The sequence below is a fragment of the Candidatus Leptofilum sp. genome, from assembly GCF_965223285.1.
GTDB lineage: Bacteria > Chloroflexota > Anaerolineae > Promineifilales > Promineifilaceae > Leptofilum.
Genome location: NZ_OZ244997.1, coordinates 1972503 through 1995523, shown reverse-complemented (window position 1 = coordinate 1995523; position 23021 = coordinate 1972503). Strand labels below are relative to the sequence as shown.

At 50.0% G+C, this 23021-nt stretch carries 20 protein-coding genes, 4 tRNA genes and 1 other annotated feature; of the genes, 6 read left to right on the top strand and 18 right to left on the bottom strand.

Annotated elements, in window-relative coordinates; genetic code table 11:
• Together ACOQPU_RS09260 and ACOQPU_RS09255 are read right to left on the bottom strand one after the other, a co-directional pair.
• Window positions 1-819 carry a carbohydrate ABC transporter permease gene (locus ACOQPU_RS09260; protein ID WP_420644831.1) on the bottom strand — a complete coding sequence of 273 codons (819 nt, stop codon included), beginning with the start codon at window positions 817-819 and terminating at the stop codon, window positions 1-3.
• Complete coding sequence (locus ACOQPU_RS09255) at window positions 809-1717, bottom strand: carbohydrate ABC transporter permease (RefSeq protein WP_420644830.1); 909 nt, start codon at window positions 1715-1717, stop codon at window positions 809-811. The genes ACOQPU_RS09260 and ACOQPU_RS09255 overlap by 11 nt, the downstream gene beginning before the upstream one ends.
• A 136-nt stretch (window positions 1718-1853) precedes the next feature.
• Between ACOQPU_RS09255 and ACOQPU_RS09250 the strand changes: the two genes are divergently transcribed.
• On the top strand, window positions 1854-2453 hold the full coding sequence (locus ACOQPU_RS09250; protein WP_420644829.1) for a hypothetical protein: 600 nt from the start codon (window positions 1854-1856) through the stop codon (window positions 2451-2453).
• Window positions 2454-2558: 105 nt separating this feature from the next.
• On the opposite strand, the gene ACOQPU_RS09245 is transcribed toward ACOQPU_RS09250, so the two are convergent.
• The 3 genes from ACOQPU_RS09245 to ACOQPU_RS09235 form a co-directional block, all read right to left on the bottom strand.
• Window positions 2559-5747, bottom strand: coding sequence for a DUF7594 domain-containing protein (locus tag ACOQPU_RS09245; RefSeq protein WP_420644828.1), 3189 nt, complete (start codon window positions 5745-5747; stop codon window positions 2559-2561).
• Window positions 5748-5876: 129 nt separating this feature from the next.
• Entirely contained in the window at window positions 5877-9326 is a 3450-nt protein-coding gene (locus tag ACOQPU_RS09240) for a DUF7594 domain-containing protein (protein WP_420644827.1), read from the bottom strand.
• 368 nt (window positions 9327-9694) lie between these two features.
• A complete protein-coding gene (locus ACOQPU_RS09235; protein WP_420644826.1) occupies window positions 9695-10402 on the bottom strand; it encodes a hypothetical protein in 708 nt (235 codons plus the stop codon).
• Window positions 10403-10575: 173 nt separating this feature from the next.
• Between ACOQPU_RS09235 and ACOQPU_RS09230 the strand changes: the two genes are divergently transcribed.
• Window positions 10576-11028 carry a helix-turn-helix domain-containing protein gene (locus ACOQPU_RS09230; RefSeq protein ID WP_420640814.1) on the top strand — a complete coding sequence of 151 codons (453 nt, stop codon included), beginning with the start codon at window positions 10576-10578 and terminating at the stop codon, window positions 11026-11028.
• Between the two features lie 11 nt (window positions 11029-11039).
• Window positions 11040-11702 carry an IS630 family transposase gene (locus tag ACOQPU_RS09225; RefSeq protein ID WP_420645803.1) on the top strand — a complete coding sequence of 221 codons (663 nt, stop codon included), beginning with the start codon at window positions 11040-11042 and terminating at the stop codon, window positions 11700-11702.
• A gap of 46 nt (window positions 11703-11748) precedes the next feature.
• Here the strand turns inward: ACOQPU_RS09225 and ACOQPU_RS09220 are convergent, their stop codons facing one another.
• The 12 genes from ACOQPU_RS09220 to ACOQPU_RS09165 form a co-directional block, all read right to left on the bottom strand.
• Window positions 11749-12456, bottom strand: a complete 708-nt coding sequence (locus ACOQPU_RS09220) for a Maf family protein (protein WP_420644825.1) — start codon at window positions 12454-12456, stop codon at window positions 11749-11751.
• 39 nt (window positions 12457-12495) lie between these two features.
• Window positions 12496-12879 (bottom strand): 50S ribosomal protein L7/L12, encoded by a 384-nt coding sequence (gene rplL / locus ACOQPU_RS09215; protein WP_420644824.1) that lies wholly within the window; start codon window positions 12877-12879, stop codon window positions 12496-12498.
• Window positions 12880-12945: 66 nt separating this feature from the next.
• On the bottom strand, window positions 12946-13485 hold the full coding sequence (rplJ, locus tag ACOQPU_RS09210; RefSeq protein WP_420644823.1) for a 50S ribosomal protein L10: 540 nt from the start codon (window positions 13483-13485) through the stop codon (window positions 12946-12948).
• A 25-nt stretch (window positions 13486-13510) separates the two neighbouring features.
• Window positions 13511-13699: a sequence feature (ribosomal protein L10 leader region), on the bottom strand.
• Between the two features lie 26 nt (window positions 13700-13725).
• A complete protein-coding gene (rplA, locus tag ACOQPU_RS09205; protein ID WP_420644822.1) occupies window positions 13726-14427 on the bottom strand; it encodes a 50S ribosomal protein L1 in 702 nt (233 codons plus the stop codon).
• 50 nt (window positions 14428-14477) lie between these two features.
• Window positions 14478-14903: a 50S ribosomal protein L11 gene (gene rplK, locus ACOQPU_RS09200; RefSeq protein WP_420644821.1), complete on the bottom strand. Its 426-nt coding sequence runs from the start codon at window positions 14901-14903 to the stop codon at window positions 14478-14480.
• 118 nt (window positions 14904-15021) lie between these two features.
• Window positions 15022-15627, bottom strand: a complete 606-nt coding sequence (gene nusG / locus ACOQPU_RS09195; protein ID WP_420644820.1) for a transcription termination/antitermination protein NusG — start codon at window positions 15625-15627, stop codon at window positions 15022-15024.
• Between the two features lie 44 nt (window positions 15628-15671).
• A complete protein-coding gene (secE, locus tag ACOQPU_RS09190; RefSeq protein WP_420630398.1) occupies window positions 15672-15893 on the bottom strand; it encodes a preprotein translocase subunit SecE in 222 nt (73 codons plus the stop codon).
• Window positions 15894-15981: 88 nt separating this feature from the next.
• Window positions 15982-16054 (bottom strand) — tRNA-Trp (locus ACOQPU_RS09185).
• A 54-nt stretch (window positions 16055-16108) separates the two neighbouring features.
• A complete protein-coding gene (gene tuf, locus ACOQPU_RS09180) occupies window positions 16109-17311 on the bottom strand; it encodes an elongation factor Tu (RefSeq protein ID WP_420641936.1) in 1203 nt (400 codons plus the stop codon).
• Window positions 17312-17461: 150 nt separating this feature from the next.
• Window positions 17462-17533, bottom strand: a tRNA-Thr gene (locus ACOQPU_RS09175).
• A gap of 109 nt (window positions 17534-17642) precedes the next feature.
• Window positions 17643-17725: transfer RNA gene (locus tag ACOQPU_RS09170), tRNA-Tyr, on the bottom strand.
• A gap of 130 nt (window positions 17726-17855) precedes the next feature.
• Window positions 17856-17928: transfer RNA gene (locus ACOQPU_RS09165), tRNA-Thr, on the bottom strand.
• A 239-nt stretch (window positions 17929-18167) separates the two neighbouring features.
• Between ACOQPU_RS09165 and ACOQPU_RS09160 the strand changes: the two genes are divergently transcribed.
• Both ACOQPU_RS09160 and ACOQPU_RS09155 read left to right on the top strand, forming a co-directional pair.
• A complete protein-coding gene (locus tag ACOQPU_RS09160; RefSeq protein WP_420644819.1) occupies window positions 18168-18959 on the top strand; it encodes a hypothetical protein in 792 nt (263 codons plus the stop codon).
• Between the two features lie 11 nt (window positions 18960-18970).
• The gene (locus ACOQPU_RS09155; RefSeq protein ID WP_420644818.1) at window positions 18971-20188 is read left to right on the top strand and encodes an ATP-grasp domain-containing protein; all 1218 of its coding nucleotides are present in this window, start codon (window positions 18971-18973) and stop codon (window positions 20186-20188) included.
• Here the strand turns inward: ACOQPU_RS09155 and ACOQPU_RS09150 are convergent.
• Window positions 20185-21096 carry a hypothetical protein gene (locus ACOQPU_RS09150; RefSeq protein WP_420644817.1) on the bottom strand — a complete coding sequence of 304 codons (912 nt, stop codon included), beginning with the start codon at window positions 21094-21096 and terminating at the stop codon, window positions 20185-20187. The two genes, ACOQPU_RS09155 and ACOQPU_RS09150, sit on opposite strands and share 4 nt — an antisense overlap.
• On the opposite strand from ACOQPU_RS09150, the gene ACOQPU_RS09145 reads away from it, so the two are divergent.
• The gene (locus ACOQPU_RS09145) at window positions 21084-22838 is read left to right on the top strand and encodes a hypothetical protein (protein WP_420644816.1); all 1755 of its coding nucleotides are present in this window, start codon (window positions 21084-21086) and stop codon (window positions 22836-22838) included. The two genes, ACOQPU_RS09150 and ACOQPU_RS09145, sit on opposite strands and share 13 nt — an antisense overlap.
• Window positions 22839-23021 lie beyond the last annotated feature (183 nt).

Genomic DNA, 23021 nt, shown 5'->3' with positions numbered 1-23021 from the left:
CTAGCGGCCTAATCGAGCAAAATAAGGCTGTAACAGCAAAAACAACCCCACAGGAATAATCGTTGCCAACACGGCCCCGGCCATCAGCAAGCGCCAATCGGAGGGGGTGAGCTGTTGCAGCAGTTGCAAAGCAATGGGCAGCGTGTAGCGGCTCTCCGAGCGCAAATAGAGCAGCGGCGACACAAAATCGCCCCAGTACAACACAAATGAGAGGATGGCCACGCCAACGGCCGTTGGTCGCGCTAGTGGCAGGCCAATTTGCCACCAACTAGCCAACACGCCTGCGCCTTCAAGCCGTCCTGCTTCAAAAATCGCGAGTGGAATACGACGGAAAGCGCGATAAAACATCAGCACAAAGAAGGGACTACTGCCCATAAAGGCTGGGGCGATAAGGGCTAAAATCGAATCGTACCAGCCAAGGCGGGAGTAAAGCAGAAAGCGAGTGGCCCACAAGGCTACGCCAGGCACCATCAACACTGCCAGCGAGAGGACAATCCAGCGTCGCTGGCTGGCTTTGGGGAGCTGCGCCATGCCAAAGCCTGCCCAACTGCTGGTTACCAACGTAAGCGGCACGGCCAAAATCACCACCAGCAACGAGTTCAGGGTGAAGCGACCAATCGGAACCAGCTCCCAAACGCGGCTAAAGTTGGCCAGCGTCCAGTCGAAGGAGATGGTCAGGCTGGTGGGCAACGGCTGTCCCACCGGGTGCAATGCCGCTGTGAGCAACCAAATGAGGGGGAGAAGGAATACGGCCGTAGCGAGCAGCCGTAACCAAAAACGCCAATCTCCAATCTCCAATCGCCTCAATTTAGAGAACAAATGTCTCCTCCGTGGTGCCAATTTGCCACTGCCGGGCGATGAGATAGAGTGCTAACACAATCAGCCCAGTGAGAGCATACAGCACCCACAAAGCTGCGCTGGCCGCCCCAAACAGCAGCAAGCCAAATCCCTGTTCGTAGATGAGCATAGGCAAGGTGTAGGTGGCGTAATATGGGCCGCCGCCTGTCGTCAGGAAAATGGTGGTAAACGACTCTTGCAGCGTCAAAATGGCGTCTCGGAAGGTGAGCAGCAGCAAAATGGGGGCCATAAGCGGCAAGGTGAGGTAAAAAAAGCGTTGGACGCGATTTGCCCCATCCACCAGGGCAGCATCCTCGACGGTGCTGGGAATGTCTTGCAGGGCGGCCAGACAAACCAGAAACCCTTCCCCAATTTGCCACAGTGAGAGCAACACAAGTCCCGGTTTGGCCCATTGGTCATCGGCAAACCAACCGGGCTGCGCGACGTCCATTGCTTGCAGCAGCAGGTTCATGGGGCCATAAATTGGGTTCAAAATCCACAGCCAGGCGAGCGCGTAGGCGGCGGTAGGCACAATGCTGGGTAGATAGATAGCGGCGCGGAACCATCCCAGGAAACGGCCGTTTCGCCTTAACAAAATTGCCAGCAAAAACGCACCCAGCACCCGTAGCGGCACTGGCAAAATGACCAACGCCAACGAGTTCTGGATGCTCAGCAAAAACAGCTCGTCGGTTGTCACCAGCAGAAAGTTGAGATTGCCAATCCAACTCGGTGGGGAAAGCGCATCATAGCGAAAGAAGGCAAGACCAAAGGAAAGCAGTGCGGGCAGCAACACCAGCAGCACGATCCCGCTCAGGTAGGGCAGAAGCAGCAGACGTAGGCGTTGTTGGTAGCTGAGGGGTCGCCAGAAGGGTTTCCGCATGGCGGGTATTGTACCGAAGTTAGGCGAAGGGGCGAAAATCAGTTGTGTGGGAACTATTTTGTGCAAAGCGTCGTTTTAGGGGTAAAGTGGCAAACGATTTTCGCTTGCCCATATTGGGTATCTTAGGAGAATATAGATGAAAACAAACGTATTGTTATTGAGCATATTACTGTTTTTGTTGATTGGCTGTACGGCCGTAACTACCACGCCAGCCGCTGAAGAACCGCAAGAAACGGCCGTGCCATCGGCAACAACCATCCCAGAGGAGCAACCCGTGAGTACAGAAACGCCCGAACCAGAACCAGCACCCACCGAGGAAGACAAGCAAATTTCTGAGCCTGTCACCGTAGATTTGGGGGATGTAACGGCCGTACCCATAGACACCACGCCAATTGTGCAGCCTGCCCCCGGCAATCCTGGTATGAAAGAGCCCGTTGTGCAGGCGATGAATGATTTAAGTCAGCGATTGGGCATTGCCGTTGAGGATATTCAACTGGTTTCCCTATTAGAGGTAACCTGGCGAGACGGCAGCATTGGCTGCCCAGAAGCGGACGTTGCCTACACCCAAGCCCTTGTGCCCGGGCAGCAAATGATTTTGCAGGTTGATGGCACAGAATATCACTACCATAGTGGCAAGGGAAGCGTATTTACCTATTGTGGTAACCCCGTACCCCCACTCGACAATGCCCCAACCAATCTAAATCCTCTACAGCCCATTCCCGGCCAGGATGACTAATCTACCTATAAATTGATGCAAAAAGAGGCTCCGAATTTTCAGTCGGAGCCTCTTTTCTTTACAAGTGCGGGTGAGTCAGCACCTAATCATCGGTGAATATTGGCTTTATGGGCCTGTAACAACAACCAGTTCTGGCCCGTTGCCCGCTTCGCTGCTACTGTACAGGTTACGGCCAGCCATATTGTCAACAAGTGCCAAGCTGAAGGTGCCATCGCCACTGATGTAACTAGTGACGTCAATTTCAATCCAGGTGCCAGTTATGATTGCGCCTGAACCGTTAATGACTGCCCCAACAGTTGGCGCACCGTTGTAGGTAAGGCTGGCTTGCGTCCAGCTATTGTCTGCTACTTGGGCCACATTGAATTCAGCATTCCCGCTGGTAACAAACACCCGTAATGTGGCTGAGTTCACTGATCCATTGAGACCGGAAACATCAAACTTGAGGAAACTCAAGATGTCAGGGGTATCGTCTGTTCCCAGGATTGTGGCCGTACCATAGTTGCTGGTTGGCCGATTGCTTAGAACGATGGCGTCATCTGTGGTGCTAAACGTGAAGGTGCTGCCACCGGGGCCTGATGTTGCCGTTGCGGTTGGCGGTACGGATGTGTTGGTAGGCGTAGGTGTTGGGCCAACCGGGGTATTGGTTGGTGTTGGCGGAACTGGTGTGTTGGTTGGCGTGGGGCCACCATTGCCCGCCGTTTGTACGACCAGTTCTGGCTGGTTGCCACTTTCGCGGCTGGCCAACAATATCAGGCTGGAATCGGCCGTACTAAGGCCAAAGCTCACCAAGCCGTTGCTACTTACAGCAGAAGTCACATCCACTTCCATATAAGTGTTGGCAGTTGTTGACCCAGAACTGCCCAAAACGGTGCCAAGCGCAGGCGCGTTGCTGAAGTTGATACTCGTTTCGCCCCAGCTATTATCTGCGACCTCATGGGCATCGTACCCGATGCTGGAGGTGGTTTGTACGTAAACTCGCAAGGTGGCTTGCGAGACGGCGCCATTGAGACCCTGCACATCAAACCGCAGGTAGCTGTTGGCATCTGGTGAAGCATCCAGGCGTAAAGTGCTGGCACCGCCCAAGTTGCTGGTTGGCCGATTGGCCATCGTAAAGGCGTCAGCCACCGGGTTGAAGGGGAGGGTTTGTCCAGTTGGGTCAGGCGTGGGGGTGTTGGTTGCGATGCCTGTTGGGGTTGGCGGCAACGGCGTATTTGTGGCTGTCGGCGGCACAGGTGTGTTGGAAGGCGTTACGGTTGGGCCGCCACCTACCTGTACAGTGAAGTCGGCGTTAGAAATATCGAAGAAGATATTGTCTGTACAGGCAACACGCACGCGGGCAGTGCTGCTGGCCATGTTTGGCACCAGCACATCGGCACTCCCGTCGTTGGGGGTGCTGGCTTCCAGAACCGTGTTGTAGGTAAAGCCGCCATCGCTAGACAAGCTGATGATGACGTTTGCGCAGCTAATCGGTGCCTGATCGGTACTTGCGACGTTCCAAGTGACGGTTTCTGTGGTGTTGCCTGTCCAGGTAACGGCCGTATTAGGCGCGGTAACCAGGAAGGGGCCTGTACTGGCAACGGCCGTTACTGTTGTTTCATCACTGGCTACGCCACCCGCCGGAACCTGATTGTCCCGCACGGTGAAGCGGAAATTCATGGTACGGCCGTACGTCGGCAGCAGTTCGCCCAATGTTTGCGTGTTATTGACAATATCCGAAATCTGGGGGAAGGTGCGTGATGGCGAGCTGGTTGGCCCAAATGAGCGGAATATCGGGGCATTTCCAGAGGGCGAATTGGGTGATCCGGTTGGACCAAGATCAAACTGTTCCCAATTGTAAGTTAGCGAAGCCGAACCATCTACATCCGAGCCAGAGCCAGTCAGGGTGAAAGGCGTGTTGAGTGGAATGCTGTAGCTGGAACCAGCTTCGGCTGTTGGGGGTGTATTGCCCGTGTTAGAAACGGCCGCACATGAGTTCCCGTTGCCGGTTGAGGTAAAAGAGACAATCTCATCAAAGCTAATGCCGTGAAAATAATCATCGCTGTTGCTTTGCACATCCTGCGGGCTGCAAATACCAGCATAGGCCATGATGGTAGTGCCACTACCCGGTTCATAAGCGGTAGAACCGTTCCGGTTGCCGCCAGCGCAGCTACCCGCGTTGCCGTTAAACGTGTGGTTCCCAGCAAACTGGTGGCCCATCTCATGAGAAACATAATCTACATAGAACGGATCGCCAATGGGTGATCCGAGTCCGGTAACGCCCTGCGCTTTTGAGTTGCCACATACCACGCCAAGCCCGGCAATGCCGCCGCCGCCAGTGCTAAACACATGCCCCACATCGTAGTTGGCTGCGCCAATGACACTGTTCAAATTGGATTGGTTTTGCCCCAGCATGATGCTGCCGTTTGTATTGGTGTACGGATCGGTTGCCCCGTTGGTATAAATGATCTGGTCGTTGTTTGCTACCAGTTGGAAAGTGACAGCCACCTCTCGTTCATAGATGCCTGCGACGCGGTTGATGGCGGTGACAATTTCAGCCATCGCCAGCGGCACGGTGCCGCCATGGAACTGGGTGTACTCACCCGTGGCTGCCACGGCTAAACGGTAAGTGCGCAATTGTCCACCGGATGAGAAGATACCATCAATGGTCGGTGGGCTTTCTGGGTGGATAGTGTTGCCTGGGTCTTCCACGACAACATCTGGTTCAAAATCTTCAGGCAGGTTGGGGATAAAGTCGCTAGCGAAATAGCTTTGGTACAGCGTGACAGTATCGGCTGTAAAAGGATCAATGAAAAAACGGCCGTTTCCCGACAAGATCATCGCGTGAAACCCTTTAGGCGTGCTGTCTAGTCGGGCAAAAGCTGTGGGATCATCGAGCCCTTTCCCGGCAAAGGTCTGGATTTCCGGGAATTTGGCAGCGAGGTCTGGGTGCATAACGGCCGTCTTGCTGATTTGGAAACGGCCGTAGCCACCGTCTGGCAGCGGTAACGAGAGAATAACTTCACTGTTGTTTGGCGAGACTGATGCTTGTGCCAACAAGGAGTTTACCGCTTCCCAATCTAGCGAAACCGTGCGGTACGCTGCGGGTTCGATTACGCGCTCACCTGCTGGGCGCAGGTTGGCCTCATCAACATCTTGCCATAGTCCATCGGGCGATGGTTCTGCTTCTGGGGCGGCACTAACGGTTTGCTTGCCACCCGTTGTTGCCAACAAAATGAGCAGCAAAGCGGTGCCAGCCAGTCCTAAAAACAAGAGAAGATTAAAAGAGGAACGGGATTTCAGGGGATTATTCTGCATATTCTGTCTCCAAAAGAAAGTTGGGTGATTTTACGTTTTCTCTACTGTGAAGAGATAAAAAGCGGAAAAATGCCGCCCGCAAACGTTCTGCAGGCGGCATTTATTTAGCCAAAACAGCAGAAGATCAACTTACGGACCAGTTTCAATGACCAATTCTGGGCCATTGCCACTTTCATTGCTGCTGTACAGATTACGTCCTACAACATTGTCAATCAGAGCCATGCTGAAGGTACCGTCGCCACTAATGTAGCTAGTAACATCCAACTCTACCCAACTGCCAGTTACCACAGCACCTGAACTGTCGATTACGGTGCCAACGGTTGGGGCGGTGTTGTACGTAATGCTGGCTTGTGTCCAACTAACGTCTGCAACCTGGGCCACATCGAATTCGGCATTACCGCTGGTAACAAACACCCGCAGCGTCGCCGAGGCCACCGACCCATCCAAACCAGTTACATTGAACTTGAGGAAGCTCAAGATGTCCGGGGAATCGTCAGTACCTAAGATTGTGGCGGTTCCGTAATTACTGGTTGGCCGATTGCTTAGAACAATGGCGTCATCAGCGGTGTTAAACGTGAAGGTGCTGCCACCGGGGCCTGATGTGGCCGTTGCGGTTGGCGTGTTGGTTGGGGTGGGTGGTACAGGTGTGTTCGTTGCCGTCGGGGTTGGGCCTACCGGCGTTGGCGATGCTGTCGCAGTCGCTGTCGGAGTCGGTGGGACAGGCGTGTTTGTCGCCGTCGGTGGAATTGTGGTTGGTGGTGGGGTTGGCCCACCACCAATGGTTGTTTCAACAACCAATTCCGGCGGGTTAAACCCCTCACGACTCTGAGCCACGATTAACGATGTGTCTGTTGTGGTCAACGCCATACTGTACAAACCATTGCCTGTGATATAGGAGGTCACATCGACGTCAATATAACTGCCTGCAGCTGTTGACCCAGAGCTATTGATAACAGTGCCAATAGCCGGTGCATTACTAAAATTGATGCCCGTCTCCGACCAGCTATTATCGGCTACTTCTTGCACCGTAAAGCCAGCTGTGGATGTTGTTTGCACAAAAACGCGCAGCGTGGCACTGTTTACCGTGCCAACCAAGCCCTGCACGTCAAACCGCAGATAAGAATTAACCGTTGGGGCAGCATCAAGCCGTAGCTGGCTACTGCTGCCGAAGTTGCCGGTTGAACGATTTGAGAAGACAGAAGCATCAGCTACCGGATTGAAGGTTGGTACCTCCACCGAGGTGATCACACCGACTGGCATCCGGGCAGCAGGTGCTTCGCCACCACTTGGGGTGAGCGTAATGGCACCAAACAGCCATTCATCATTCGAATCGCTGCTAACGATAGCATCAATCGTAATGGTTTGGCTTGCGCCTGGGGCCAACACAAAGCTACTGGGAGTGACGCTCAATGTTACCCCGGCTGGCGATTCAACCGTTGCGTTCCAGGTGACTGAACTTCCTAAGGTGCTGCGAACTGTCCGCGTCCAGGAACAGCTATTGGCGCAGTTGCTATCTGCCATGCTGGGCAGGTTCAACTCTATGGGATCACCCCCAGCTGCCGGATTGGCTGCCAGATAATTGGCTTCCGTTTCGTCCAAAACCAAGCCTGCCAAACCAGCAACTGAGAGGTCAATGCGGCCAGACCCCATGTCAAACGGATCGGCTGGTGTGACACCATCTTCCTTCAAAACGGAGGTAAAAGCGGTTGTCATCAATGCTGATTGGATTTCAGCAGGTGTCCAGTCTGGATGCAAGGCCATCATCAACGCACCAGCCCCAGCCACGTGTGGGCTAGACATAGAGGTTCCGCTGATGGAATTCCATTCCACTGCGCCCCCTATGCCATAGGCAGCAATGATGTCCACACCTGGGGCAGTTACATTGGGTGACAAAATATCAATGGCTCGATTTGCGCCGCGAGAGCTGAAACCTGCCATGATGTCTCCATTGCTACTGTTCACATCCATCACGGTTCCAACAATAGTGCCGGTGTGTCCAGACCCAGTTGCCAGCCACGCTTTTAGAACAACACCATCGGCATAGGTGATGTGAACTGCAGGCAGTGCATGGGCATCAGCATTCAAAGAGTTACCATTTGGCTCATCGTTTGCCAGGATGAAGCCACCTGCGCCACCGTTGAGCACACTTTGACCCTTGTCTACTCGGGCATGTTCACCTCGGTCACAAACAACAATCTGGCCGCTGAATGTACCAGGTGAAAAGGCCCCTATGGGGCAAAGTGGATCACCAAAGTCGCCTGCATACACAATTTGGGCTGGACCGTAGCCGCTGGTGATGCTTTTGCCACCAATATCGGCCGGTGGGATTGTGCTGCCACCATTCATGTTGCTCAATACGTTAAGCAATAAGCGGTCGTGGGTGCTGGCGCCAACAGAAGTAAGCCACGGTGCGTCGGCTGGGGAGCCAACTGTTTCAGCACCGGGGCCGGAGTTGCCAGCAGAGGTAGCCACAAAGATTCCGGCTGCGCGAGCATTCAAGAAGCCCACGGTATCAAAATCGCTCCAGACGCTGGAAGCTGCTTCGCTGCCGATGGAGTAGTTAATGACATCTACGCCGTCCAAAATGGCCTGGTCAATAGCGGCGGTGAGTGCTGAAACCGTACAGCAACCGCTGTAAGCAATGATGTTGGCGTGGGGCGCGACACCGGAAATGTCGCGGTTAAAGGAAAAGGTTGGGGCGTTTACCGTTGCGCCCAAGACGACGTTACCAGCAGCCGTGCTGGCGGTATGTGAGCCGTGCCCATCATAATCGGTAGGGTCGCCACTATTTACGGTCGGGAAGCCCCAAGCGCCGATCAGTTTGTCGTTACATTGGAAGCTGGGGTCGAAGCTGGGGTTGCCGGAATCACAAACGCCCACGTAGTTGCCAGAACCAAATGGATTGGTGTGATTGTAGCCATCGCTGCCGATGTCCGCGAAGGATGGATTGAGGGGGTTGATGCCCGTGTCGATGATGCCAACAATGATGCCTTCGCCCTGGGTACCGGGCAGGCCGCCAGTCGCGGTGCCATTCCAGATGTCGGGAGCATCAATCCAGCCGGGGCCGTTGTCGGTCATCAGGACTCGCTCAACGTCGCGCTGTACGGACAGGACGCCAGGCATGTTGGCGATTTCTACGGCCTCTTCAGGTGAAAGCAAGACAGCGATGCCGTGGTTGCCTGCTTCATATTCGTAAACCGGGTTTACAATACGGCCGATTCGCTGTGCCATATTATTCACATAGTTTGCACGCCGATCTGCCAAAAATTGGCGATAGGCGCGGCTAGCAGGGTCGTTGGCGTCTAAGCGGTTGGTACCTCTTTCTTGGGGATTTGTAGGTGCCAGATTGCCTTCACCGCCGCGGTAGCGAGCGAGGGGAGCTTCTTCAAACCGAATGAGGTAGATGCCAGGCTCGGTGTCATTCAATAAATGGGAGGTGCCTATGGCGGAAACGGCCGTTACCTGCTCACTTTCTGTATCTGCAAATCCGATTGAGGCAGATGAAAGTACAGCGATAACGGCAACCAATAATAGCCAGAAAATTGCAAAATTGCTGCGTTGGGTGAGTTGTTTAAACATATGCGCTTGTTTTCCTTCAGTGGTAGGTGTGTTGAGTCGGGACTTCGTATACTCTGGTTTCCAGTTTGTTTATGGCCACTTCCTTCTTCCTAGCAGGTTAGGTGAAAAAACCCTTTACCGGGCAGCATGATTTTAGGGAGCCTTTCTTACTGCGTCGGTTAAGCAAAAGTTTCAAAAAAGAGAGCCTCTCTTTTCCAACAACAAATTCTTTGTTTAATGGATGAGCTAATTGAATTGAGGAACCTCGAAACGTCTGCAGTTTGCATTACGGGATTGTCTTACCCGCCAAAGCGTATCAGATCAAAAAAAGAGCATGTTGCCTTCATCAAGGCGACATGCTCTAAAGAAAGTTCATTTAGGACACCACTCTACGAGCTAAAAATTAAAAAGGCCAACATTGCCACAACGACGACTGCCAATATGATGAGGATACCAAGAATGATATTTAAGCTCATCGTGTTTTGGCTAGCCGCTGGCTTGGGTTTGACTTGCTTCTGAGAAGATTGTGTTTCAGCGGTTTCTTCTACTGATTGTTGTCTTAGGGCGTTTACAGTTTTGTCTGCTTCATCATCAGATTGTGAGGTTTGCCCGACAACAGTGGGGCCTTCTTCAACCGGTTTTAAGTTGGCGGTTTCTGGAATGGTTACGGGCTCTTTTAGCCAATCGGGCAGGGTTTCGTTGGCAACGGCCGTATCTTCTGTTTCATCAACTGGCTTTGGTGGGGTTCCGATAGCCTGTTCTTCTTGCAGCCAGTCTGGCAATTTTTCACCTTCTGCCGTGTCTGGCTGCAGTGCCGACTCATCTAACTCACTGTCTATCGTCGTTGTAGGTGCTAGTATGCCAGAGCCTTGCAAGGTGGCAAGCTGCTCCTGCGCTTTCAGATGGTTGGGATTAATAGCGAGTGTTTTGCTAAGATAGGCGGCTTGCTTCTGCGGCGATTCCACCAATAAACTCAGCAGATACCAGCCTTGTGCTTCTTCTGGTTTTTCATCCAGAAAAGAGGCTAGCTGCTTCTGGGCAGCTTCCCGCTCGCCCGATCTTGCCAATGTGATTGCTTCTTGGAGCTGATTATCCATCTGGAACCATCCTCATGGGCCAATAAAGAGCCCCATTTACATAACAGTACAGAGTAACGCAAACATTGTAGCATGGCTTTGGGAAAATTTCGAGGAGTTTTTTGCAACAAGCGGCCTTAGTGCTCTGTAAAGCAAATTTGTTAGTAAACATAGTTATCGAATAAACTTGTGGAATGGCAAAACATATAAAACTTCCACAAAATGAAAAAACTGAACTTGAACAATTGATAAAGTCGGGTGAACACAAAGCAAGGGTGATCAGTCGGGCAAGGGTGTTGCTTCTACTCAACCGCAGCGAAGGGGAGAAGAGAACCTTGGCTCAAGTCGCAGAAGCAACCATGCTATCCAATGTTACTGTCAGCCAAATCAAACGACGTTACTTTGAAAGTGGTGTGGACAGAGCGTTGTACGACCAACCACGATCAGGGCGGCCGGTGACAAAAATGACTGGAGATGTAGAAGCACAACTGATTGCCTTGACATGCAGCGAACCACCAGAGGGGTATGACCGGTGGACACTGAGATTATTGGCTGATGGGCTGGTAAAACTAGAGGTGGTTGATGAGATTAGTCACACCGCCATAGGAAATAAGCTAAAAAAAATGAACTCAAGCCTTGGCAAGTAAAATCGTGGTGTCTGCCCAAACCTGGGGCACGCTTTGTCGCCAAAATGGAAGATGTCCTCTCCGTTTATGAACGACCCTACGACCCGAAACGGCCGATGGTTTGCCTGGATGAAATTCAAAAAGCGTTGCGGTCAACACCAAGAGGTGAAATTCCGCTGCAACCAGGACAACCCGTTCGAGAAGACTATGAGTACCAACGACATGGGAAGTGTTCCCTTTTTCTGGCCGTCGAACCATTAGCCGGATTTCGCAAAACATGGATTTATCCACAACGCCGCAAGATTGAATTTGCACAGGTGTTGAAATCATTAGTCGACGAGGTTTATCCTGATGCAGAGACGATTGTCTTGGTTGTGGATAACTTGAACATTCACCATATCGCTTCTTTATATGAACGGTATGAACCAGCAGAAGCACGCCGGATTGCGGACAAACTTGAATGGCATTACACACCAGAGCATGGCAGTTGGCTCAATATTGCTGAATGTGAATTATCTGTTTTACGTCGTCAGGCATTGAAGCGACGGAAGGTGGATATTGACGAAGTTCGCAACCAAGTAGCAGCTTGGGAAACACAACGCAATAAACGCCAAGTGGGTGTTGATTGGCAATTTACTTGCACTGATGCTCGCATTAAACTGAAGCGACTTTATCCAATTGTTAACGTTCAGTAATTTGTTAACGCCTTATATTTCTAAATATACTTTGTTTACAAAGCACTTAGTGCATCAAGGTTTGTAGCGTGGGGCAAGAATAATGGTGGTGAGCGCGGGAAACGGCCGTTAAATCTAACCGATTGAACTGAGCTAAGCTAATTCCCTGAAACTGCTGCAAGGCAACAATCAGATCGCAAATGGGCAGTCCCATCACGGTGCAGTAGCAGCCGTCTAGCTGAGCTACTGGCCTAAATTCAGGGTGCTGGATGGCATAGCCCCCTGCTTTGTCAAACGGATCCCCAGATGCGATATAGGCTTGAATTTCTGCATCAGAGTACGGCCGCATCGTCACAACGGCCGTACTCACCCCCTGCCACTCGTACCCTGTCGCTGGTTCCAACAAAACAAAGCCTGTGTGTACCTCATGCTGGTTGTTTCTAAGACGAGTGAGCATTTGCCAAGCGGCCGTTTCATCTGCTGGCTTATTCAACATCACCCCATCATGGGCAACAGTAGTGTCTGCTGCCAGAATGAACGTGCCTTTTGAGATTGAACTGTGGATTAACTGTGAGGCAATGATGCTGGATTTTAAGTAAGCGGTTTGCACAACATTTGTAGCCGGATCAGGATGTGTGATGCTATCTTCATTTGCATCAGCCACCATGACGCGAAAGGGCAATCCCAGCAGTTGCAAAAGCTCCCTTCTACGCGGGGATTGAGAAGCCAAAATAATATTGAGTGCCATATTAAAAGTAAAAAAGGCTAGCACCATAATGGGTCTAGCCTTTTTATAAATTCTAAAAAAAGATTCTTACTTCAGTTCGACAACGGCACCAGCTTCTTCCAGTTTGGCTTTGGCTTCTTCAGCAGCCTCCTTACCAACACCTTCCATAACGGTACCCAGGTTGTCCACAACTTCTTTAGCTTCTTTCAGACCTAGAGCTGTTAAAGCGCGAACCTCTTTAATGACGTTGATCTTCTTAGGACCAATCTCTTTCAAGACAACATCGAATTCACTCTTTTCTTCTTCGGCTGCGCCCTCTGCGCCACCCATCATCATGCCAGGCATGGCAGCCATTGCCATCGGTGCAGCAGCACTAACGCCCCACTTCTCTTCCAGCATTTTTGTCAGTTCAGCAGCTTCCAATAGGGTAAGGCTGCTCAGGTCATCTACAATTTTTTCTAAATCGGCCACTTTTGAATTCCTCCGAAAACTTTTTTTGTTTTTGTGGTTAATTAATTTTCATAGCAATGCAGCATATCAAGCTGCTTCTGCTGTACCTTCTTCACTTTTTGCGTAAGCATCAACAACATTGACGACTTGACGCACACCGCTAGCCAATACGGAAGCCACGTTGCGTGCTGGTCCGTCGATAAGCCCAATAATTTGGGCACGCAGTTCGTCCAGACTGGGCAATTTTGCTAGAGCTTCAATTTGCTCTACAGACATAAATTCATCACCCAAGAAGCCGCCACGTAAGGTTACCTTGTCATCATCTTTAGCGTAATCAACCAATGCTTTTGCTAAAGACGGTGCCTCAGAGAGTGCAAAGCCTGTTGCTAACTGTCCTTGCATAAAATCATCAGGTAGTTCTTTATCTGCTTTTTCCAGTGCTAGCTTAAGCAGCGTGTTTTTGGTGACGTGAAGTGCACCGTTTGCCTCATACACTTTATCGCGCAGGGCATTCATCTGCTTAACTGACATCCCGCTATATTCAGCCAGGAAAATGGCGCGGCTGTTCTGGATAAGCTCGTCGTATTGAGCGATTAGCTCTACTTTACGTGCTTTTGTAATTGCCAAATTTATTCACCTCCTTATCAGTGAATTGTGAAACAAAAAATCCTCATGCCAGTGAGCATGAGGATTTTGCAGTCAAAAACCGGAGCAAAAGCAAAGCAGCAGCGTGCTGAATGCAATATTGCCTGGAAGTTACTTGCGTGTCCCCACCTCGGCTGGCAATGTTTAATACGATTGAATCGTAACCAACTGTCTTTGGTAGAACAGTGCAGGTTTGATTTTGTTGTTAATCGACCGCCATTTTTACGACAAAGCTTCGCTCGTGTCAAGGCGAATCCCAGGACCCATTGTATTAGCCATCACGATACGATGAACATAGGTGCCTTTTACGCTTGCTGGGCGGGCGCGTTTTATCGTTTCAAGCAAATGGTTCAGGTTATCCATTAGCTGTTCTTCTGTGAAGCTGGCCTTACCAATTGGGGCATGGATGTTGGCGGTTCTGTCTACCCGGAACTCTACGCGCCCTGCTTTCGACTCTTGAATGAGACGGGGCAGATCAGCACCAGGGGCAACTGTGCCTGCGCGGGGATTTGGCATCAAACCGCGTGGCCCTAAAACACGGCCCAAACGGCCGACTTTACCCATCATACTTGGCACGGCAATAGCGACATCAAAGTCAGTCCAGCCATCCTGAATCTTTTTGATCAACTCATCATCAGCAATGTAATCTGCGCCAGCTTCTTCGGCCATCCGGGCATCTTCGCCCTCAGCGAAAACCAGTACCCGAACAGTTTTACCCAAACCATGCGGGAGGTTTAACACTTCACGTACCTGTTGGTCCGCGTGACGTGGGTCTACACCCAAGCGCATATGTACTTCAACGGTGGGATCAAACTTGGTAACGGCCGTTTCTTTAATTAATTTCACAGCCTCAGATCGAGAATATAACTTCTCTCGGTCAATTTTAGCTGCCGCTTCCAAATATTTACGTCCTCTTTTTGGCATAATAACTCCTTGTGGTCATAGCGAACTCGGTTGAGTTCTCCCACTATCTCTTAATCCGAAACTGTAATGCCCATGCTGCGTGCAGTGCCAGCAATAATTTTGATGGCAGCATCCATGTCGCGGGCGTTCAAATCTTTCATTTTAATTTCTGCAATTTCCTGTAGCTGGGCCGTTGTGACCGAACCAACCTTATCCCGATTGGGTTCAGAAGATCCGCCACGAATGCCAGCCGCTTTCTTGAGCAAATCGGTGGCTGGCGGCGTTTTAGTGATGAAGCTAAAGCTGCCATCCTGGAAAACCGTCACCTCAACAGGGATAACCTGGCCGACCTGCCCAGAAGTTTTGGCATTGTACTCTTTGCAAAACTGCATCAAATTAATGCCGTGAGGGCCAAGAGCTGTACCAACTGGGGGAGCTGGATTGGCTTTCCCGCCCTGAATTTGAATCTTAACAACTGCTTTTACTTTTTTAGCCATATTACCTCCAAGGAGTCCAAACGCCTTTTTCTAGGCTCCTCCAAAGCTTAAAACAAACAACAAAAGACGAAGGCAGCAAACACCAATTAGGTATTTAAACCACCTTCGCAATAAGCAACTATACTTTTTCTACGTGCAGAAAATCGAGCTCAACCGGGGTTTCACGACCAAAGAAAGAAACCATCACGCGAACTTTGGCGCGATCGGCATCAATTTCAGAAACAGAGCCAATAAAGTCAGCAAATGGGCCAGTGCCAATACGTACTTTTTCCCCAATCTGGAAGTCGAACTTGACTTTGGGAGCCTCCGCTTCCATGCGGTTCATAATCTTGGCAACTTCTTCAGGACGCAGTGGGGTAGGCTCATTACCCATGCCCACAAACCCAGTCACGCCCGGAGTATTCCGTACAACATACCAAGAATCTTCATCTAACAACATTTGCACTAGGATATAGCCAGGGAAGACACGTCGCTCAACCGTACGTCGCTTGCCATCCTTTATTTCAATCTCTTCTTCGGTTGGGATGACAACATCAAAGATTTTGGCCTGCATGCCCATTGTTTCAATGCGTTGTTCAATGCTGTGGCGTACCTTGTTTTCGTAACCAGAATAGCAATGGACAACGTACCAGGAACGGCCGTCATCTGGTATGAGATTGCTATCACTACCTGCGGACAAAGAAGATTCGGCTGTTATTTCTTTGTCTTCAATTTCATTACTCATTTAAAAATCTCGCTCGCTACTCTTAGCAAAATATTCCGCTATCTTTACAGCCCGATGAGCTGCTCAATAAGTAACTGAATCACATTTGAGAAAAGTAGATCAAATACCCAAAGAAACAAGGCAAAAGCAATGGTTACACCGATGACAATAATGGTTAGCCGCCGTGATTCGTCACGGGTTGGCCAGGTGACCTTACGCAATTCGCCACGCGTTTCTTTCCAGTACCGAGAGACTGGGTTAGGCTGATTGGCTGTTTTTTCTGTCACTGTTAGTCCTTCTAAAAATCAACTTTGCTAGCTGCTTTTACAAAATTACCTCCAGAGACCAGCATGGGCCTCTGGAGGTCGTTAAGAGCAGGGGGTGCAGGAATCGAACCCGCAGCCTACGGTTTTGGAGACCGTCGCTCTGCCAATTGAGCTAACCCCCTAAAGGTTGAGTGGGGCATATGTTTATGCCACATGCCCCATTATACACGAAAATGTTAATTCAGGATTTTGGTAATCACACCAGAGCCAACGGTCAAGCCACCTTCCCGAATGGCAAACCGACCACCCTCTTCCAACGCCACCGGCTTGCTCAACTTCACATGCAGGTTCACATTGTCCCCTGGCATCACCATCTCTACCCCGTCCGGCAACGCTATCTCACCCGTCACGTCCAGCGTGTGGATGTAGAACTGCGGCCGATAGCCTGGGAAGAATGCCTTGTGTCGGCCACCTTCGTCCTTGCGCAAGACATACACCTCGCTCATGAACTCGGTGTGGGGCGTGATGCTGCCTGGCTTGGCCAACACCTGGCCGCGCTCAATCTCATCCCGACCGATACCGCGCAGCAACAAGCCAGCGTTGTCCCCTGCCTCTACCTTGTCCAGTATCTTGTGGAACATCTCCATGGAGGTGACGGTCACTTTGCGGGTCTTCTCGGCCAGACCGACGATCTCCACTTCGGTGTTGGCGGTGAGGGTGCCGCGGTCGACTCGTCCAGTCACAACCGTGCCGCGTCCCTTGATGGAGAAGACGTCTTCAACCGACATCATGAACGGCTTGTCGGTCTGACGTTCTGGGGTGGGGATGTATTCGTCTACCACCCGCATCAGCTCCATGATGGGGGCATACTCGGGGGCGTTGACGTCGTCGCTGCTGCATTCGAGGGCTTGCAGGGCACTGCCACGGACGATAGGGGTTTCATCCCCTGGAAATTCGTAGGTGTCCAGCAGCTCGCGCAGCTCTAGCTCTACCAGTTCCAGCAGCTCTTCGTCGTCCATCATGTCTACCTTGTTGAGGAAGATGACGATGGCGGGCACCTCTACCTGACGCGCCAGCAGGACGTGCTCGCGGGTCTGGGGCATGGGGCCATCGGGAGCGGAGACGACGAGAATGGCACCGTCCATCTGAGCCGCACCGGTGATCATGTTTTTGATGTAGTCGCGGTGACCGGGGCAGTCGACGTGGGCGTAGTGCCGGTTTTCGGTTTCGTATTCAACATGGGAGATGGCGATCGTGATCCCGCGTGCTTTTTCTTCGGGAGCGTTGTCGATCTGGTCGAAGGCGGAGAAGTCGGCGAACCCTTGCAGGGACAGCGTTTTGGTGATTGCGGCTGTCAGGGTTGTTTTGCCGTGGTCTACGTGACCTATCGTCCCTATGTTCACATGTGGTTTTTCGCGCACAAATTTTTCTTTTGCCATCGTTAATAAACCCTTGTTCCTTATTATCTAAACTGTTTATTTTAGATTCTCTGTGGCAAGCTGCTTCGCAAGGAAGTTGTTGTGATGCTTGCCTTTTTCACAACAATACCCCGCCATCCTGCTGTTTTGCACAAGATTGACGGGGTGGAGAGCCCACGATGGGATTTGAACCCATGACCTCATTCTTACCAAGAATGTGCTCTACCCCTGAGCTACGTGGGCATCTCGATGAGACAGTAATCAGTGTTCAGTAACCGATAATCAGTAATCAGTTGATGTTACCGTGAGTAATTTTGAAGTTACTGTTAACTGGATACTGAAAACTGGAAGGTGGGCCAGGTAGGACTCGAACCTACGAAGGCTATCGCCAGCGGATTTACAGTCCGCCCCCTTTGCCGCTCGGGACACTGACCCATATGTTTGTTTGTGTTAATGGCTGATGATGAAATGAATTTCGGAATTGCATCATCAGCTTGAAGAAGCGGTAAGGCAACGACTTTGTCGTCTTATTTAGTTTCCGCTTCTACGCTGGAGTTTTAGCTCAAGCCGACGATGGGACTTGAACCCATAACCTATGCTTTACAAGAGCATTGCTCTGCCAATTGAGCTACGTCGGCACGTATCTCTTGTATTAAGTTTTTAAGAGTTATAGGCAAGTAACCATTGTTGCTATTATAGCAACCTCAGGCGAGTAAGTATAGCATTTGTGTTTTTTTCGTCAAATGGTTTCTGCATCAATTTTCTGGTTAATTCTATGAGGGTTTGGGAACGGCCGTCTAGTTTTTACCTGTCCTTTGCAGAGTTCGATTATAATGGGAAGCAGAATCAGTGAGTTGGTGAGATTTTGGAGTTGATTATGGATATTTCCGTAAGTCAGTTAAACGGCCGTTTAGCCTCTAAACTTCCTCCTGAATTGCCGCTGGGATTGGTATTTGTCCTGGGACAGGTAAGCCAGGTGGATGGGCAACACTTTGTGCTGACAGAAGGCATTCACCAGTTGAGCTGCCAAGCGGTTGAGGGCACCAGCCTCAGAGTAGGTGATGAGGTTCGGGCAAGCGGGCATTTGATGTTTGATGCTGAAAAGCTGCGCTATTACTTGCTGGCGCGTGATTTAGACTTAGTGGCATCTGAGCCTTTAGGTGGCAGCGTTGGGAATTCGCGTGAGCTGCTTGCTGATGGGGATGAACTTTTGTCGGCGTTGGCGGCGGTACAGGCGCGGGCCGCTGTTATGCCCAGCAAGGCTGCTGACTTGCCGCCTTGGGTGAAAAAGCTGGCACCGGAAGAAATTCAAGTTGATGCTACGGAAGATGATGAAACTGCGATGGCAGGTGGCACAGCTTCTCCCACCGTTGACAATGTTGCTCTGGATGACGGATTGGTTTCGATGCTGTCGGCGGCGATGGATAGTGAGGACGAGTTGGAGTTAACACCGGAACTGCTGGCACCTTACCGGGTTGCGGTCGTGGAACCAATGCAAACGACGGGGAATGTGATGGATGATCAGATGGATACGGCCGTGCCTATAGAACCAACCAGCTACCAACCTGCTAACCGAGAAGATACCGACTGGCTGGTGATTTTGCTCATCATTAGCTTTTTTGTATTGACGATAGCTGCCATCGTCACGATTGTTTTGTTGATTTTGTAGGCGAGGGATTTATGTCTGAGTTGGATTTTGGAACGAAGCCGGTGACGCTTTTGTGTCTGGCAAGCTATTTTAAAGGGACGACTTTTCTTACCGCTGCCAAGCAAGCAGGCTGCCGGGTGGTGTTAGTGACGCGGGAAAAGCTACATAACGAATCGTGGCCGTGGGACAGCATTGATGATGTGTTTTACATGCCGCAACTTTCAAAGCAGCCAGACATTATTTATGCAATTGCATACTTCATGCGGGGGAAGGCGGTCGATCAGATTATTCCACTGGATGATTATGATGTGCTGACTGTGGCGGCGTTACGTGAGCATTTTCGGCTGCCGAATATGGGAGAGACAGTGAGCCGCCATTTCCGTGACAAGCTGGCGATGCGGATGAAGGCACGGCAGGAAAAGTTTAAGGTGCCGGAATTTACGGCCGTTTTCAACTATGATCAATTACGCGAATTTATGGGACGGGTGCCGCCGCCCTGGTTGCTAAAGCCGCGTGCTGAAGCGGGGGCGATGGGCATCAAGCGGATGGATCATTCAGAGATGCTGTGGCGCAAGCTGGACGAGCTGGGCGATTTGCAATCTTACTTTTTGCTGGAGCAGTTTGTGGCTGGGCCAGTTTATCATGTGGACGCGATTGTTTGGCAGGGCAAGGTGGTTTTTGCTACGGCACACCAATATTTGCAGCCGCCGATTGATGTGGCCCATGATGGCGGCGTTTTTGTAACCCGCACCATGCCCCGTCAGGCAAAGGAAACAAAGGCACTCGTAAGACTCCACAACAAGCTGATTTTGTCTTTGGGGATGGAGCGCGGCGTGGCGCACACGGAGTTTATTAAGGGAGAAGACGGCGAATTTTACTTTTTGGAAACGGCCGCTCGCGTGGGCGGAGCCAATATTGAGCAGTTAGTTGAAGCATCCAGCGGGATCAATTTGTGGGCAGAGTGGGCACGATTGGAAACGGCCGCACTGCGTAGTGAAGCATATCAAATTCCCGAAGATAAGAGTAAATATGCTGGCATCATGATTTGCCTGGCCCGGCAGGAATGGCCTGATTTATCTGGCTATCAGGACCCGGAAATTGTGCATCGCGTGAACAAAAAACAACACGCTGGTCTCATTGTAGCTTCCCCCCAGCACGAGCGAATTGAGCAACTCATCCAAAGCTATAGCCAACGCTTTGTCCACGACTTCTTGGCCGTTGCGCCACCGTTAGACACAGCTCCCACTTAGCCAGAACTAATTTCTAGTTGGTCAAACGTGACTGATTTTCCTTCGCCGCTGATCCAGATATTGATGGTGATAATATATTTTTCATTTGTCTGCCAACCCATTGCGTTTACTAAATCAATCGTATGTTCACCAGGCAAGGTTATATCCTTTAGCACATCAATTGGTTCAAAGGTTGTTGCATCCTGAATTTGAATTGAATAACTTGCATTAGGGTCTACGGCCGTAGCATGAATACTTAAAACAGGAGCCATCGCTGTGTTCACTGTAATCTGCTCGGATTCTACTTTGCCATAAAATAACTCAGGATCGTTTTCGGACAATGTCGCCGATTTTTGCTCTTCAACAGACCAAATAGCTGAGGGCTCTTGCCACTTCGATGGATCGAAGTCGTAAAAATCAACTTGCCAGATTAGCCCAGACCTACCCTCAGAAACAAAATAAAAAATAGAAAACACTACAACTATCACAAGCAAAATGCCCAATAATCGGCGACGCACAAAAATAAAATTCGGCTTTGTGTCTTGAAAAGAAAAACTTTGCGGTTGATCTAAAACAGCGGTAGCTTGCACTGTTTCTTCTGTTGTTTGTCGCATCAATGTTGGTTGGCTTGTTTTAAGTTGCTCCAGCAATTGCTTTTCGATGGGTTTGCTGCTGCTTAATGAAGACATTTGCGCTGCTTCTAATAAGCGATTGGCTTCATTCAAATCGTGGAGCACGCCTTGTGTATTGAACCAATCAATGATGGCTAAAACGCGCTCGCGCGCCAAAGAACCATGTAAGCGTTTACCGTGGCACATCCCTGAAATAACCGCTGGGTCCTGATCGATTCCATTTGCCAGCTTGTTTTGACTTAACCCATGTTTGCGACTTAAATGTTGCCTGACCAAATTTCCAAATGGATGGCTCATATTTTCCTCCTTATTACTTCGGCTACATCCACTTAGGTGCAATTGTCAACGATATTGACAAAAAAGAACTCGACTTTGACAAGAATTATCTGATAGGTTGTGAATATATTGTTGTTCAGCCATTAGGGCAATTTTTTAGAGGAGGAAAAATGAAATCTGTACCTTCACGAACCTTGTTGATTTGTCTCATGTTGTTGATAATTATCACGTTGGTTTCTGTTTTGGGATTTACTTTTGAAGCGGCAACGGCCGTTCAACCCCAATCCACTGCCAATAACTCAGAACGCTCCGCAGGCATCTCTCAAACACTGAAGGAGATAAGTTACTATCCAGCGGGCAATGCTTGGGAGAATTTTTGGCAAAATTGGCCTGATTTAGTGGCAACGGGTCAAATCACAGCGGACCTAAACCATATTTATGAGTTGGGGGGCAACACAGTTCGTATATTTTTGCACCCGGATGTTTTTGGGTATCCGACACCATCTCCCACCTACATCTATTACTTTGCAGAGGCGTTGACGTATATTGACAATGCAGGATTGCAGGCGCATGTAAACGTATTTGACTGCGATGAAACCCCTTGGACAGATATTTCTGGCAGTAAAACTTGGATTGATGCGATTGTTCTGCCCTACAAGGATGATTCCCGCATCGCTATTTGGGAATTGCAAAATGAAACACCAATTAATGACCCCACAGTGCAAGCATGGGTTACTGATGTGTTGCCTTATCTTCAAGCTCAGGCCGGTAATGTGCCAGCAACGTTGTCGGTGTTAAATGATCCCGAATTGTTGGCCACAATGATGACGTTAACTGCTACAAATTCTCTTGACATTTATAGTTTCCATTGGTATCCCACCTCGCCGCGTGCTTGGACGACCGCATTGCCTGATGCTTTAGAGCGAGCGCGTGAAATAATTGGAGATGCTGATCTGTTACTTGGGGAATTTGGCTACAATACTTTTGATGTGTCAGAAACAAGCCAGGCTAATCTGTACCAAGATGTGCTTTATTACGCCAATCAATATGGTGTTGAGCATTTGGGTGCCTGGACACTACATGATTTTGAAGAAGGTACAATCATTTGTGGCGATGCGTTAGCACCAGAACCAGAACGTTTTTTTGGTCTTTATCGCCTGGACGGAACGCCCAAACCAGCCGCATCAATTCTAAGCGATGCTTTTCATGGCAACTTTCCGGCTAGCCTAAGTCCAATTTCAGTCTTGAATGGCTCATTTGAAGACCTAAACCCCCATTCCATGAATATGGACGATTGGCGACCGTGGGATGAACTTTGGTCTTCTGTAGATACGTTTGCTCAGGATTGTACAAGAGCACATAGCGGTCAATGTTCAGTTAAAGTTAGCCAGCAAGGGTTTACAGGCCAAGTGGGGTTATATACCGTGCCAAGCTTGCGGGAAAACCTAACAGTTTGTCAGACTGGCTACCTGGAAGGGTATGTGCAAACAGAAAATTTGGATGGTTGGGTGCGATTATCTATCTCCTGGTTTGACAAAGATGAAAATTATTTAGGTAGTACATCAGGTTCTGCGATGACAGTGAGTAACAGTTCAGAGTGGATTCGTGTAAGTATTGACGATCTTGAGCCCTTGGCCAATGCCACCACTTTTGAAGTTTTTGCCCAAATTTCCTCTGAGGATGACACAGCACGGGTTTGGTTTGATGATGTTGCGTTATCACATTGTTATAATCATTTGCCGCTGGTATTGAAGAGTCATTGAGCCAGAAAACAGAATGCAGATTTCCCTAATTTATCGAGAAATAGAAAAACCTGCATTCGATAACTTTTTTGCAGTTTAACTAATTTGACAATGTTAAATTAGGCTCGTGAGAGCCAATATCAGTAAAATTTGAAAATGGAAAAGAAAAAACTTCACGGTTAGCCCAGTGGGGGCTAAATGAAG